The following is a 14,929-nucleotide window of genomic DNA, read 5'->3' as shown; positions in this document are numbered from 1 at the left end:
AATATCCAGTATTAGACCCCGTTTCCAAGGCTTATCCCAAAAAGAAGGGCAGGTTACCCACGTATTACTCACCCGTTCGCCACTCACCCACACCAACCAAAGCCAGTGCTGTGCGTTCGACTTGCATGTGTTAAGCACGCCGCCAGCGTTCGTCCTGAGCCAGAATCAAACTCTCCACAAAAAACCAGTAGAAAGCCAAAACAGCTCCAAAAAACAAAAAACAACCCACAACAACACCACACACAACACAACCAACAAAAAGCCATGCCATGCACAAAAACATCATCGCGAGCCCCCAGCCACCAAGCCAGGAAAAAACAAAACCACCCAACAACACAACAAAAACAGCCATGCCATCAAGCAGCTACACAACCATCAAACAAAAAACACGCTATCAAGAAACCAAACACCACACCCACACCCCAGAAAAACTAAGTAATTACTTGCCTTTCCCGAAGGAGGTTTCGTACCGAGGAGCAGATTTTCATCTCTTTCCGGCCTCCTGGGCACGGATATCTATAGTAGTAGTTTTTCAACCCCGTGTCAAAAGAAATTCTCTGTGAAGCAAGTCATACGCCATTTTTCCGCATGTTTTCGCGGTTTTTCCAGTTTTACGCCCGCGCAAACGCTAAGTGCGCCCGCACTAAATTATTTTGATCCAGTAAACCGCGGTGACAGATGAAAAACTGAGCTCATGCAGATACAAGAGCGAGTTCATGCAGATACAAGAGCGAACTCAAGCAAACACAAAAGCAAACCCAAACAGATACAAGAGCGAGCTCAACGAGTGGTGGGCGGGGAAGATTATCTTCCCCGCCCACCGTTTATTGAATGTCAGCGTATTGCTTTATTCTGAATGTGCGTTTTATGGCTCGTTCTTTTGTGCATTGACAAGCCGAGCCCGTTATGAACTAAAGGAGCGATGCGTAAAGTGCGCGAATGTCTTCCTTGGTTGCTGGGCGTGGATTACCCGGCGTGCACACATCATCGAATGCGTCCTGTGCAAGATCGTCCAGTCCTTCTTCGGTAACGCCTACTTCTGAAATCTTGAGCGGGTTGCCAAGATCCTTGGTAAGTTGTGCTACCGCGTTAACCGCTTCTTCGCGTGCTTCTTCCAGGGAAACCTTGTAGGCATCTTCGAAACCGAAGGCGTGGGCGATGTCGCGATACTTTTCACCCGTATATTCCGCGTTGTAACGCATGACGGGCGCGAGAAGAATTCCGTTGGCGACACCGTGCATCGCGTTGTAGCGGCCTCCGAGCGGATGGGCCATGCCATGCACAAGTCCCAATCCAACGTTCGAGTATCCCATACCTGCAATGTATGAAGCGTAACCCATTTTTTCGACGGCATCTTTATCACCTTCGGCAGCCTTGCGGAGATTTGCCGCAATCATTTCGATTGCCTTTAAATGGACGGCGTCGGAAAGTTCCCATGCGCCGGGGGTGATGTAGCCTTCGATGGCGTGTGTGAGTGCATCCAAGCCCGTCGCCACTTTCAGCGAACGGGGCATGCCGTCCATCAAGTCTGGATCGACGATGGCGAGAACTGGAATATCGTGTGGGTCAACGCAAACGAACTTGCGCTGCTTCTTCGTGTCGGTAATGACGTAGTTAATGGTGGTTTCCGAAGCGGTTCCAGCTGTTGTTGGAATACCAACGATCGGAACGCTTGGCTTCTTTGTGTCTGCAACACCTTCAAGCGAGAGGACGTCAGCAAATTCCGGATTCGCTCCGATAATACCGATCGCCTTTGCGGTATCTTGCGGGGAGCCTCCGCCCAATCCAATCAAAACATCGGCGCCGGACGCCTTCAGAGCCTCAACGCCCTTCTGAACATCTTCTACCGGCGGGTTCGGAACAACGTCGTCGTAAACCTCAAAGGCAAAGTTGCCCTCGTCAAGAGCTTTGGTTACTAAATCAAGCGTTCCAGCGTTACGGATTCCTTTATCTGTAACGATGAGAGCTTTTGCGTATTCGCGCTTTTTCAATTCTGGAACAAGGTTAGCTAGCGCTCCGCGTCCAAAATAAGAAGTTTGGTTAAGTATCATGCGATAAGTCATATGTATCTTTCCCTATAGTTGAGGTAAGCCTGGTGCTCACCCTTAAGTACAATTTTACCAAGTTCCAACATGTAAAACTCGGTTCCATAAAATGTTCGCGATTAGGTGACTTGTTACACTTTTCGCTTTTCTGGGTTACGAAAGCGTGGTTTCTTTTCTTTATTTTACGACGACGGCGCCACCCCCTTACCTTTTGTTGGCACGGTAATGTGTGGCCAAGGGTCGACTTTTTCTAGGTATTCCGCCATTTTGAGTAAAAGTGCCTCTTGCCCGGGCCTTGTTCCAGCCAGGTGTATTCCGAAAGGCAGAGTTATTCCGTCTATTTTTTCGCGGTGAAGTGGCACCGTTATTGCTGCTGGTCCAAAAATATTCCAGGAGCTTGTCCAGGGACTTACAGCACATTGGCGACGAAAATCTTCTTCTGGATTTTCTGGCAGTCTCACCCATTCGGGGTGTGCGGGCGGGGTTCCTAGGGACGGGGTGAGCACGACATCATATTCTTCGAATGCCTGCCCCATTGTTCGGGCAATTTTTTGTACGGCTCCTTGGGCCATTATCACATCTTTGCCACTGAGTTCGCGCCCTTTTGCACGGAGCCAGCGACTCATTGTTGTGAGTTTTTCTTCGTCGCTTACGGGAATGCTTGCTGCGCCTGCCTGCCAGATGGGCATGAATGCCAACCAATCTTTATGTGTTATTGGTGCTGGGACCGTGAGTAGGCGCGCCTCAACTTCGCGAAATAGCGCTTTTGCCCGTTCTACAGCGGCGAAGGATGCTGGATGGATATCTGTTTCTACGTTGAGAGACTCTGTTAATACAGCTATTTTTAATCCGTCAAAAAATGCGCTGTTGATATCTGCACTGTTGAAAAGTTCCTGCAGCATCTGCCAGCTCACCTGTGGATACCAATCACCAGGCCTTGTTCCTGCAATAATACTGAATCCAGCCCTCAGATCTTCCACGGTTCTGGCAAGCACGCCGTGCCTAACTGCCTTCGCCAGATCTACCGCCCCTAAATCAAGGGAATCTCCTTCAACATCGCGTCCAGTGAATGTCGCGTTCCTCCTATGAATATGCGGGTATTGGGTAGTCATGTAGTAAGCATATCCTTTACCTCCCGCATTATTTTTTACTCGAACTCGACGTTTTAGGACAAAATTGGAGGACGTGAGTTACTCCCATGCGTCAAGGTTCTTGGGAAAAATGAGTGGGGCACGAATTCTCGCACCCCACTCTGCACGGCTGAGCATTCCGTTCAAGCGCATTTCAGCACTTCTACTCAGCATTATTTGATGTTAAGTAACATCTTTTACTATTGTATGTCGCCTTCTGCCTTTTCGTGTAATTTCTATAATTTTTTCAACAGAAGAAACGGAATCTTTCATCGCATTTTATTTTTCAACGCTCAGCGTCAACCCGTACTTCCTGCCTGTTACTCCTTGTTTCGCGCCGTAACCAACGTTCCGACTCGTGTCAGTGAAGGTTCCGCTATTCTCGCCAAAGCTGGTTTCATCCCCCTGTCCAAAATCTGTTTCGGAAGTTGCACCTGCGCCGGCTTCGCGGTTTTCTACATGACCCGAATCTTTGCTTGTATCCCGGTCCGTGTTACCGCTCGTATCTCGGCGCTCACTTCCGGAACTTCCCGCGTCTATAGCAAGGTTCTCATCCAGGCTTGCCACATCAATTTTCACGGCATCTCCATCATGAGCGCTTCCCGAAAGAATCATTCGCGCTAGTTGGTCGCCAATTTCGCGTTGCACCAGGCGTCGCAAGGGGCGAGCGCCGTATGCCGGATCGTATCCTGCAACCGTAAGGTACTCACGCGCAGCGTCTGTAACGTCAAGTCGCATCCGCCTATCTGCGAGCCTTTTTTCCATCGCAGAAATCTGCAGGTCAACAATTTTGCCGATTTCTTCCATGTTCAACGGCTGGAAAATGATAATCTCGTCCAGGCGGTTGAGGAATTCTGGCTTAAAGTGTGCGCGCACGGTTGCCATCACCGAATCTTTTTTCGCCCGCTCATCGAGGTCAGGGTTGGACAATACTTGCGAACCAAGGTTTGAGGTCAGGATAAGAATCGTGTTCCTAAAGTCCACGGTCCGTCCTTGTCCGTCAGTTAGCCTTCCGTCGTCCAGAACTTGGAGAAGAATGTCGAAAACATCCGGATGCGCTTTCTCAACTTCATCCATCAATATGACGGAGTAGGGGCGACGACGAACGGCTTCCGTGAGTTGCCCGCCTTCTTCGTAGCCTACGTATCCCGGAGGTGCTCCAACGAGACGCGATACAGAGTGCTTTTCGGAATATTCAGACATGTCGATACGTACCATGGCACGTTCGTCGTCGAACATAAATTCGGCGAGGGACTTGGCAAGTTCTGTTTTACCGACACCTGTTGGGCCAAGGAAAAGGAAAGAACCGTCAGGGCGGTTAGGATCCTGAACTCCTGCCCGGCTTCGACGCACAGCATCCGACACGGCACGTACAGCGTCTTTCTGCCCAATAAGTCGATGCCCGAGCCCCTCTTCCATATGAAGGAGCTTGTCGGTTTCTCCCTGCATGAGCTTACCCACGGGAACACCCGTCCAGGTGGCAACAACTTCCGCCACTTCTTCGGCGTCCACTCGTTCGGCTATCATTGGCTCTTCGTCATTTGCGAGGCGGTTCGCTTCCGCATTTTCCGCCTGCGCAATTTGAGCTTCAACCGCTGGAATATCGCCGTTTTGAAGACGCCCGGCATCTTCATAACGTCCGTCGCGCAACGCGAGGTCGAATTCTGTCCGTAGCTCATCCAGCTTGACTCGCAAATCCCCAACCTTGTTCCGCCCGGCTTTTTCGTTTTCCCATCGCGTGGTTAACGCACTCAATTCTTCGCGCCGGTTGGCGAGTTCTTCACGAATTGTTTCGAGCCGATCTTGCGCACCTTCGTCTTCGTCGCTGGTTTCCGCCAGGTATGCTTCTTCCATCGTGAGCCGGTTAACCTGCCGTTGAAGAACATCTATTTCTTCTGGAGAAGAATCAAGTTCCATACGCAAACGCGAGGCTGCTTCATCAACCAAATCGATGGCCTTATCTGGCAGTTGACGGCCGGTAATGTACCGGTTAGATAGTTGAGCGGCCGCAACGAGCGCGCCATCCGTGATCGTAACTTTATGGTGCGCTTCGTATTTTGGCGCAATTCCGCGCAAAATCGTTATGGTGTCTTCTACGCTTGGCTCACCCACATACACCTGCTGGAAACGGCGTTCGAGTGCGGGATCTTTCTCAATGTTTTCGCGATATTCGTCCAATGTGGTTGCGCCGATGAGTCGCAATTCTCCTCGCGCGAGCATGGGTTTGAGCATATTTCCCGCATCCATTGCTCCTTCGCTGCCTCCGCCGGCTCCAACTATTGTGTGGATTTCGTCGATAAAGGTAACGATTTCACCGGCCGCTTCTTTGATTTCGTTCAATACTGCTTTGAAGCGTTCTTCGAATTCGCCTCGATATTTTGCTCCTGCAACCATGGATGCCACGTCGAGTTGGATAAGTTTTTTGCCACGTAAAGATTCTGGAACGTCCCCGTTCACCATACGTTGCGCAAGTCCTTCGACGACGGCAGTTTTCCCCACACCCGGTTCTCCGATAAGTACCGGGTTGTTTTTGGTACGACGGGACAAGACCTGTACAACTCGGCGAATTTCACTATCTCGTCCGATGACGGGATCCATTTTTCCTTCGCGTGCCATACGTGTTAGATCTTGACCGTATTTTTCAAGCGCTTGGAAGGTTCCTTCCGGGTCGGGGTTATCTACTTTGGAGTTCCCGCGAACATTGGGTAAAACCGCCACGAGAGCTTCCCTGCTCGCCCCGGCTTTGGTAAGGATTTCACCGGCTTGGGATTGTGAGGCAGCGATAGCCATCAAAAGGTGTTCTGTTGAAATATAGGAATCACCAAGGCTTGTTGCTTCTTTTCCGGCATCTGTAATGACGCGAGATAATGGGCGAGAAGCACTCGGGTTTTGCACAGAACTTCCCTCGCTTCGAGGCAAGGAACCAAGAGCCCCTGCCAAACGGGTAGAAATATCGGCGCGGTTTGCTCCAACGGCGTCCAATAATGCAACCGCAATTCCGCCTTCTTGCGTAAGTAATGCGCGTAATAGATGCAGAGGCTCGACTTGCGGGTTCCCGGCATCTGTTGCGAGCCGGATCGCGTCCGCAAAAGCTTCCTGCGACTTTGTTGTTAGTTTATCCATCAGTTCTCCTTTCGGATCTTCATCCGAATATTTCTTTATCTGTACATTACAACGCAAGAATTCTTGAGTATATTCCACTCAACTTTGACCAATTATACACCGTATTTTCAGGTGCCATTTCTTATTCTTTTACGCAATAATCGCAACATTTACATCACTTTTCCAACAAACATCGTCTTTCGCGAAAGAAACAAACAGTCCCAACTTCAACTGTGACGCCGAAACCGCTAGACTTGAGTAATTCCATACAAGTGAGGTTATTGTGCCAGAAGGTAGCTCGATTCATCGTCATGCACGTATTGTTAACAGGCTTTTTCATGATTCTCCCGTTACGGTAACGTCTCCACAAGGCAGGTTTTCTCAAGGGGCTGCCGCGATTTCTAGGAAATACCCTGGACGGGCTCGCGCATGGGGAAAGCACCTTTTCTGGCCTTTTCTGGAATCGCCGGATATGCCCGATAACGAATGCAATACATGGCTTCACATCCATCTGGGGCTTTACGGAAGATGGGCTTTTGCCGGGCTCGGCTTGACACAACTTGGCGGAGCAGGGATTCGTGTTGCGCGTCATGATAGCGATAATCTTGTGGGAACTATTGATGGCGGAAAAGATGCGACGACGAAAATCTTCGATCCCGACGGCCTGACGGGATCCCCCACGCCAATCGACAACCTGGTAGCAACACCCACAACACGTATGCGTATTGAGAGTGACACCGCAATTGCTCAATTGAGTGGCCCCACCCGTTGCGAGGTCGCAACTTTTTCGGATATTACCGCAACGATAAACAGGCTCGGCCCGGATCCTATCCGAAATGATGCCTCTGACTGTGAGCGCTTTATTTCCCTTGCGCGTTCCAAACGTAGCCCTATTGGACAAGTTGTTATGGATCAGTCTGTTGTTGCTGGTCCTGGAAATATTTACCGCGCTGACTGTTTGTGGAGGGTCGGGATTAATCCTTTGCGTAAAGCGTCGAATGTATCCAAAAAGCGTTTGGGAACGCTGTGGGACGATCTTGTCACATGCATGAGAAACGATATTGATACCGGAATTATTGTGACAATTCCGGATGAATACCGCCCGGAAACTCCTATAGAAACCGATCCTGAACTCATGCGTTTTGCCGTGTATCATCGCACGGGTAAACCGTGTGTTCGTTGTGGCACTCCAATTTCGGAAAAGCTCATGCTCGCTCGCAGGCTTTTCTGGTGTTCGGGATGCCAGCGTTGAGAAAAGCCTGCGAAAAGTTTTTCTCTCCCAAGCCCTGAGGCTATGAAACATACGCAATTTGCACCTCCGTCCTAGTATTTCCGTGTATGAGTCGAGCTTTTCCAGGCGTACCCCCAGCATCGTCGAATATAATCTTCGGGCTTTCTCGCATGTTGAGGAATCGTGTCACGGAATCAGAAGTAAAACCGGTGGCATTGTTCGCGCTTGCCAGAATAATATGTAGCCCTATTTTTTCGGCGGTGGCAAGCAAGGGAAGAAGAGGGAGGAGAGGTTCGCTCCCAAACGTCGCGCTTGTGCTCGCAAGAAGAACGTCGTAATCGTCAATAATTACATACGCATGTGTCGTGATTTTTCTTTGTCCCGCAATACGTTTTTCGCAGTAATCCGCCAATTCTGCAATAATTTGCCTCATTTCTTGAAGTGTTCGGATATGCGCCCCAAGGTAGTCAGGAGGAATATTATTCGCAAAGGAATCTCCGGCGTCGAATGCAAATATTTTTGCCTCTCCGGGTTCATGAATCCTGCATATTTCTGTGCAGAGTAGTCTTAGCATTGACGTTTTCCCTGTACGACGAGGACCGTGAATAAGTAGCGCTGTAGCCATGTTGAAGTCGAACATAACTTTTTTGCCACCTACCGTCTCCCCAAAGAACATTGGTGGAATCATGCGAGCCTTCACAGTGTCGCATCCGGTGACGTTATTCCGCCTATTCGAAGCCTCATAGCTGGCAATAGTGTTGCTGATATGTGCACTTTCGCCACCAATAACATGGTTGCCAATATGTAAAATATCGTCGCCTTTAACATGGCTGTTGATACTCGATGTCTCATTACCGGCGAGTTTCCCATTATCCTTGGGCACTCCAGTGCTTGCTAGCTCAAGATAGCCTCTCTCATAGCCCACAAATTCTGGAAGAGTTTGTAATTTTTTCGCTCGAACTCCGTTCCAGATTTCTTCTACTCGGACAGAATTTTTATCTGGTAGAGCCCATAAAATATGATGTCCTCCTTCAATAAGTCCACGCCCGGGTGTCGAAGGAATGCGCTGAGACTCCGTGCGTGAAATTCTGGAATCGAAGGCGTCCCCTAGCTGAAGTTCAACTATTGTGCCGAAAAGTTCTGCTGTAGCCATGCGAAATTGTGACCATCGCATTGCAGTCGCAACGACATATATATTTTGTGCGCCTCCACGCTCAAGCAATGAGGTAAGTTGTTCTTCAATATCCGGAAAATCATTGCGAAGGTATCCCCAACCGTCGACAAAAACAAAGAGCGGGACGTTGCCGTGTAAAGGAGTGCAGAAAGCCTGGCTAGTGGGATTATGGTGGTTATACGAATCCGGATTTTGCGTTTCTTGACAAGGGAATTCTTGACCACCCGATTCATAATCAAGCAATCTTTCATCACGTGATACGCTGACATGCAATTCTTGACCGCTCGATTCCCTTTCTTCCATAACTTGAAGAAGATGCGCAGTAATATGTTGTATTTTTTCTGTTTCTTTTCGCGAAGCGTAGGTGGCCACATGGGGAAGTTCAGCCCAAGGCTTCAATCCTCCGCCAGCAATATCAATAACGTAAAAATTTGCATTATGTGGCGATAGGGCGCGCCCTACGGAACACATAATGGTGGCAAGGGCATTCGTTTTTCCGCTCTGTTGACCTCCAACGACGGCAATATGTCCTTTTCTTCCTGTTGCCTCTAAGGTCAGGATAGTACGTTGCTGAAGTTGCGGTAGATCGCAATAGGCAACAGGGAAAATATCCCCTATTTCGCCTTGGGCTCCCAGTCTTTCTTCGCTCACTGGATTCGACTTATTCCTCCATTCTTCCCATAAGTTATCAACTGAGGGTGAGGTCTCAAGAGGAGGCAACCACATGCAATGGGCAGGTTGTTGTCCTTGCGTCGCTCTAATAATTTCGGTCGGTAAATCAAGAGTCGTGACTGAAGATGTAGGTGGAATGGGAGACGTTTTTCTTCGTCGTATATCCTCTAAACGATCTTTGAGGGTGAAATTGCTTCCGCGCAGTCCACTCCACACCATTTCTTTATCTTCTGTACACAAGCGTTCCTTTTCTGTAGCTTTTTTATAATTCTGGAGTTTTGGCTGTTCTGCCTGCAAAACCCGCGTTTCACCAGCACCGCTAGGATAAATTTCGAGGTCCTGGGGAATCTTCATCGGCTCCGAAATATAATATGCTTGGAAAAATTCGGGCGACTCCGCGCCACATGAAAGATATGCGGCACCGGGTTGCTGTGGTAAATAAAAAGCTGAATCTTCACCAATAACACTTCGAGATTCATACGTTGAAAACGTTCGCAAAGCTATACGGAAACTCATATGCGTATCCAAACCACGCATGGCAGAATCTTCAATACGCTGAGAAGCCAGTATGAGATGCATTCCCAAAGACCGCCCAACACGCCCCAAGGCCATGAAAACTGCATGAAATTCTGGAGAAGTTGCCAAAAGTTCAGAAAATTCGTCGACGACGATAAGCAGTTCAGCAAGGTCTGGAAAATCATGTTCTCCACGATCTTTTGCTTGCATATACGTATGAATATTTGCGTAACCCCCTGCGCGGGCAAGAGTTTCTTGCCTGCGCTCAATTTCGCTACGTATTGCTGTTTCCATTCGCGCCACGAGCCCTATGTCGCCTGCAAGGTTTGTCACCACCGCAGCCGTATGAGGCAGTTTTTCTAAATCTTGGAAAGTTGCACCTCCCTTAAAATCCACCAGGAGATAATTCAGTTGTCGAGAATCATGCGTTGCGGCAAGGCAAAATAGGATATTTTTCAATAACTCTGATTTTCCCGAGCCCGTTGCTCCAATAATGAGCCCATGAGGCCCGCTCCCTCCGCGTGCCGATTCGTTCAAATTCAGCCACAGCGGAGCACCGTCTTTTTTCACGCCTACGGGAACACACAGATATTTATCCGCAGGGAAACGGTTTTTAGCTTGGGATATATCCGCCCCTGTTATATGTAGCAAAGATCCAGATTCTTGCAGATTTACACGGTTTTTCTCCACCGCATCGCTATTCGATAAATCCGGCATATGAATCCATTTTCTGGCAAGCCCTCGGGCAATAGTTTCCGCTTCAGCATACTGAAGCATGTCCGCTAAACACGTAAAAAGAGGTTCAACATTTAGGTTGTTGCCATTATTTTCTCCCTTTATTTCGAGCACGTGAAGTTCAGTTATTCCTCCATTCGTCGGGGAATAATCCGGCTGTACTGGTTCGCGAATACCGTGCGTTTCGTAAAAAGGTTGTGTTTCCTGAGTGGCCTGTGCCGTATCGCGAGTAACCAGCGTCCTATCACGGGCAACCCGCGCCGAATCACAGCCAACCCGCGCCGAATCACAGCCAACCCGCGCCGAATCACAGCCAACCCGCGCCGTATCGCGAATTCGCCACATTCTCTTTATCCCCTGAATGTTTTGAGCAACCCGAGAAAAAATTGAACCTGGACGATTTACCTTTTTATGGGAGATATCCACAACCCTTACCGGGGAGTAGCGTTCATACATTTCTTTCTCGTTTTTTATGTTGACACACAGTGCAATATCGCCATTTTTCAGGTTTTCCGGTACGTACCCTTCGCATATTAAGAGGCGCTTTGATGCGGCACTGTCTAGATGTGGGAGCCAACGTAACCACTCGTATTTCCCAGTGTGTATTTTCAACACAATTTTCACATAGTTAGGGTTAACCCACATGGCGATATTGCACAGAATTGCTCGCAACCATGCCTGAACCACCTCCGATTTTCCGCGAATAATCCATACATTTCGGGCGCTAAAGTCGATAACGGCAGGCATATTGTTCTGGTTGGCGTATGTGTCTATCAGGCGCGAGCGCCATTTTTCGCTCACGTGATCATACTCTGCCGGTAGTTGGAAGGTGGGTGCATGGGGAGAAGAGAGCTTCTGCGGAGTTGAATTATGAGGTAAAAACTGGTCAGGAGACGTTTCCGATAACTCTGTGGCCACGGACGCCTCATACATTCCTTTTTGCGACGCGCGCCCAATTCTTACCTCATCCACGTTACACTTTCGCCACACTTTATCGCTTTCGACCTTAAAGGGAAGGATGTGCGGGTCCGGGTATTTCTTGAGGGCCTCTACTCTATTCCCCCGGAGTGAGTTACGGATTTTATCGCGACAGTGATCGAGATATGTTGCGTATTTTTCTCGCAACAGCATTATTTCACGACGACGTTCTTTCGAGCTCGCGGATATCGTGCCAACGGAAACTGCAAGACAGCCTATTCCCATTAATCCTGCGGTGAGAATCATCAGTGGATTTTTTGCCGGGCTGAAAATCATGAAAACTATAATCCCGAGCGAACCAATGAGTGGCATACATGCGGTAAGCAGTCGTGTTCGCGTATTTTTCTTGGGCACTTCAGGAGGAAGCGCCACACTCTCGATTGTGGGCGCGAAGAGTTGTAGTAGCACACTATTTTTCGGCACAGTTTTAACTGCGTTGTCACGCTTTTTTATGGCGTCCATTCCTACTCCTCTCGCGTCCAATCGTTATGAGATTGTGCCTAAGCATATTGAACTGCGAGAGATTTGTACATGGGTATGATACCCATGTACAAATCCCCCTTAAGCCTCTATGGTGTGTAGTCAAGCTCATCACGGACATCTTCGTTCGAGCATTTAAAACATCGTGAAAAATTTTCATAAAGGCGAGGAAGCGAGGAAAATGGACATTACTTCCGGAATATTGACACCCTGCGCGCCCGGTTTCCTCATCTATTTTTCCGCAATTTTCTGCACTTTATGCCCGTGGGTAAGCTCCGTTTACGCCCGTTTACCGTTAAGCCACAGACCTTTGCACAATAAGGACGTGGAGATGGCCTTTCGTCGCTTCACTTTCTCCTACATACTGATTTATCTTGCGTGCATATTATGCGGTTCTTACGGGATATACACTTTGTCAACAACCGCAACAAAGCATCCCACCGTTACCATTTTCGATGACTCTGCGGTTATACCTTCATCGTTTTCTCTTCAGGCAACCTGTTGTTTATGGGTTATCGTCGCAGTTTTTTCCGGAACACGAACCCTATGGCTGTCTCGTATGCCTTTCTTGCGCTTTGTGCTTCATATTGCCTTGTTTTTATTACCTCTTGCGCTGGGAACAACGCTTTTTCTAGGAGATAGCCATGGAACATAACACCCTCGCCAATGAAAAAACCTTCGACGCAACAACTATTCCCGTCGTCATTTTCATTAATAAACACCGAGTTCACTGTAGAATTCCACGCGGCGAACCGCTCATTGCTTCTCTTCCAGACGTCTTTTCTCAGTCTGTTTCCTTGCACGACGAAACATGCGAACATGTCGCCATCACGCGCCACAATAGATGGACGCATTCATGGCGCTTAAGGCGTGATTCTGCCCAAAATCTTCCCATACATCTCTCGCCTCAAGCCCTTGGGCTCCTCCCTCACGACAAACTCACAGTGAAAATTAAACATTTCGAGGAGCCTTGGGATGACATTGCGCCCGCGGTAGCTCACATGCTTTCGACGAACCCTAGGTTTTTACACAAACTTGTGGATTATTCCGCCCTGAGCAATAATTCCAGCGTAAACATGGGTATGATACCCATGTTGAAAAAAATTGCTTATGGTTTAGTCGCCACAATTCTTAGCCTTGTCGGATTATGGGCATACCGGTTGTGGGCAGGGAACCTCCCACAGGGCTGGGAAAATAACCGCATTATTATCGACGACGATTCCGGGCAAGTATATCTTTCACATAAGGGAAAACTCCGTCCGGCCACAAATCTCACAAGTGCATATCTTGCAAGTAATCAACACGTTACCCCATTGCATGTTCGAGCTTCAGCACTTGAAAATATTCCGATATCCTCTCCCCTTCCCCCTCCAGGAGGGAGCGAAAAACGCGATTTTATTCCTCACCAACCGCCGAAAAATATTACTCCGTCAACGCACGTTCTGGAGGCATGTTCGTCGAACAATAACGTCATTATTCGAACGGCTCTGAAAAAATCTCGTGCACGTTCAAAGCAATCTGGGGATTTTATCGTTGAAGCGCAAGGTAAATTGTGGTTCATATCGTCGGATACAAAATATTATTTGAACATCCCCCGGGAGCGCCTGCCGAGATTGTTTAATGTTGAGGCAATATTTCCTCTTTCCGTTTCGACGCAACTCATTGACCTTATACCCTCCGGGCCGGATATTGAGCCTCTAAACATGGAAGGTTTGGGTGAAGTTATTGAAGGTTTGCGTTTCGGAAAGGTTCGTGTTGGCGATATTTTGACGATGTCATCAAGTACTGAAAAACGCGACAATACATATTTTGTTATGGAGAAAAATGGCTCTCTACAACCACTCACACCGTTCAGTTTTCGACTTTACCTTGTAAGTGTCGACGAAAAACATGTCAAAATGTGGCATATTAATGATGCTGATATAGCGGGGCTTGAGCGCAGGGAATCCGCGCTGCTGAACCGTTTGCCTTCAGAAGTTAATTTGGCGTCTGCCAGAATCCCACCCGGCACCACGCCCTCAAATCCTCCCGCATCCGCAACTTCAGTCACCAACATTTCAACCGTTAAATCTTCATCCTTCAATCTTTCATCCGGCATTTTTTCATACAGCACTTCCTCAGCATTTACCCAAGCCAACACTTCATTATCAACTTCAATATCAAGCGAACTAGGGGAGAATACGCCAAGAGGGAAAGCAGAAAGAGTGGAAATAGTAAACGAGCAGACAGCAAGGAGGAGAACGCTAAGAGGAAAAATAATAAACACGCAAACACCAAGAGAGCAAAACGCGCAGGAACAAATAACACAGGAACAAATAACACAGGAACAAATAACACAGGAACAAATAGCACAGGAACAAACCGATTTCTGCGTTGCTCTGTCTACTTTTGATAATCCTCCGTCGGCTTATCTTAAAAAGAGCACACCCGATACGTTCTCTTCGCAACATCACGGGTTACTTCTATCGTCAAACGACAAAAAGGATGGCTCCTATGTTGTTACAGGAGAGGGGAAATTAATGCACGCAACGGACACAAACTTATTTATTTCCCGATTCGAATATGAACAAAAAAACATCGTGAAAGTGCCTCCTGGATGGATAAACATTATCAACACCCACCCAAACCTCGTTCGCGTAGATAAATAACCCTGGCTGGTAAGCGTAGATAAATAACCCTGGCTGGTAAGCATCGATAAACAACCCTGGCTGATAAACATCAATAAACAACCCTGGCTGGTAAGCATCGACAAACAACCCTCAGAAAAACCCTGGCAAAACGAGTACATCAAACCCGCGAACAACACGCCAAAAAACACAGCCATAAAAACACAGCCGAAAAATCCCTGGTAAACCCGCCGTAAAAC

At 48.3% G+C, this 14,929-nt stretch carries 6 protein-coding genes and 1 rRNA gene; 2 read left to right on the top strand and 5 right to left on the bottom strand.

The genetic code is table 11. The features are described from left to right. The 4 genes from G445_RS0103780 to clpB form a co-directional block, all read right to left on the bottom strand. Nucleotides 1-181 (bottom strand): 16S ribosomal RNA (locus G445_RS0103780); the annotation flags it as partial. A 730-nt stretch (nt 182-911) separates the two neighbouring features. Next, entirely contained in the window at nt 912-2,063 is a 1,152-nt protein-coding gene (gene fucO / locus G445_RS0103775; RefSeq protein WP_022866237.1) for a lactaldehyde reductase, read from the bottom strand. 164 nt (nt 2,064-2,227) lie between these two features. Beyond that, a complete protein-coding gene (locus tag G445_RS09625; protein ID WP_022866236.1) occupies nt 2,228-3,157 on the bottom strand; it encodes an amidase family protein in 930 nt (309 codons plus the stop codon). Between the two features lie 297 nt (nt 3,158-3,454). Further along, on the bottom strand, nt 3,455-6,298 hold the full coding sequence (clpB, locus tag G445_RS09620; protein ID WP_022866235.1) for an ATP-dependent chaperone ClpB: 2,844 nt from the start codon (nt 6,296-6,298) through the stop codon (nt 3,455-3,457). Between the two features lie 451 nt (nt 6,299-6,749). Here clpB and G445_RS0103760 point away from each other — a divergent pair, with 451 nt between their 5' ends. Further along, nucleotides 6,750-7,529: an Fpg/Nei family DNA glycosylase gene (locus G445_RS0103760; protein WP_308807065.1), complete on the top strand. Its 780-nt coding sequence runs from the start codon at nt 6,750-6,752 to the stop codon at nt 7,527-7,529. Nucleotides 7,530-7,569: 40 nt separating this feature from the next. Here the strand turns inward: G445_RS0103760 and G445_RS0103755 are convergent, their stop codons facing one another. Then, nucleotides 7,570-12,045 carry an FtsK/SpoIIIE domain-containing protein gene (locus G445_RS0103755; protein ID WP_022866233.1) on the bottom strand — a complete coding sequence of 1,492 codons (4,476 nt, stop codon included), beginning with the start codon at nt 12,043-12,045 and terminating at the stop codon, nt 7,570-7,572. Between the two features lie 662 nt (nt 12,046-12,707). Between G445_RS0103755 and G445_RS0103745 the strand changes: the two genes are divergently transcribed. After that, nucleotides 12,708-14,711 (top strand): type VII secretion protein EccB, encoded by a 2,004-nt coding sequence (locus G445_RS0103745; protein ID WP_022866231.1) that lies wholly within the window; start codon nt 12,708-12,710, stop codon nt 14,709-14,711. Nucleotides 14,712-14,929: the final 218 nt, after the last annotated feature.

It is taken from the genome of Actinotignum urinale DSM 15805, assembly GCF_000420445.1.
Lineage (GTDB): Bacteria > Actinomycetota > Actinomycetes > Actinomycetales > Actinomycetaceae > Actinotignum > Actinotignum urinale.
Note: the sequence above shows the minus strand (reverse complement) of the source record. Positions and strands in the feature narration are given on the sequence as shown.

Bases quoted from the DNA above. Each gene is read 5' to 3' on its own strand.
- clpB (WP_022866235.1), bottom strand. From the start codon at position 6,298: ATGGATAAACTAACAACAAAGTCGCAGGAAGCTTTTGCGGACGCGATC.
- fucO (WP_022866237.1), bottom strand. From the start codon at position 2,063: ATGACTTATCGCATGATACTTAACCAAACTTCTTATTTTGGACGCGGA.
- G445_RS0103755 (WP_022866233.1), bottom strand. From the start codon at position 12,045: ATGGACGCCATAAAAAAGCGTGACAACGCAGTTAAAACTGTGCCGAAA.
- G445_RS09625 (WP_022866236.1), bottom strand. From the start codon at position 3,157: ATGACTACCCAATACCCGCATATTCATAGGAGGAACGCGACATTCACT.
- G445_RS0103745 (WP_022866231.1), top strand. From the start codon at position 12,708: ATGGAACATAACACCCTCGCCAATGAAAAAACCTTCGACGCAACAACT.
- G445_RS0103760 (WP_308807065.1), top strand. From the start codon at position 6,750: ATGCCCGATAACGAATGCAATACATGGCTTCACATCCATCTGGGGCTT.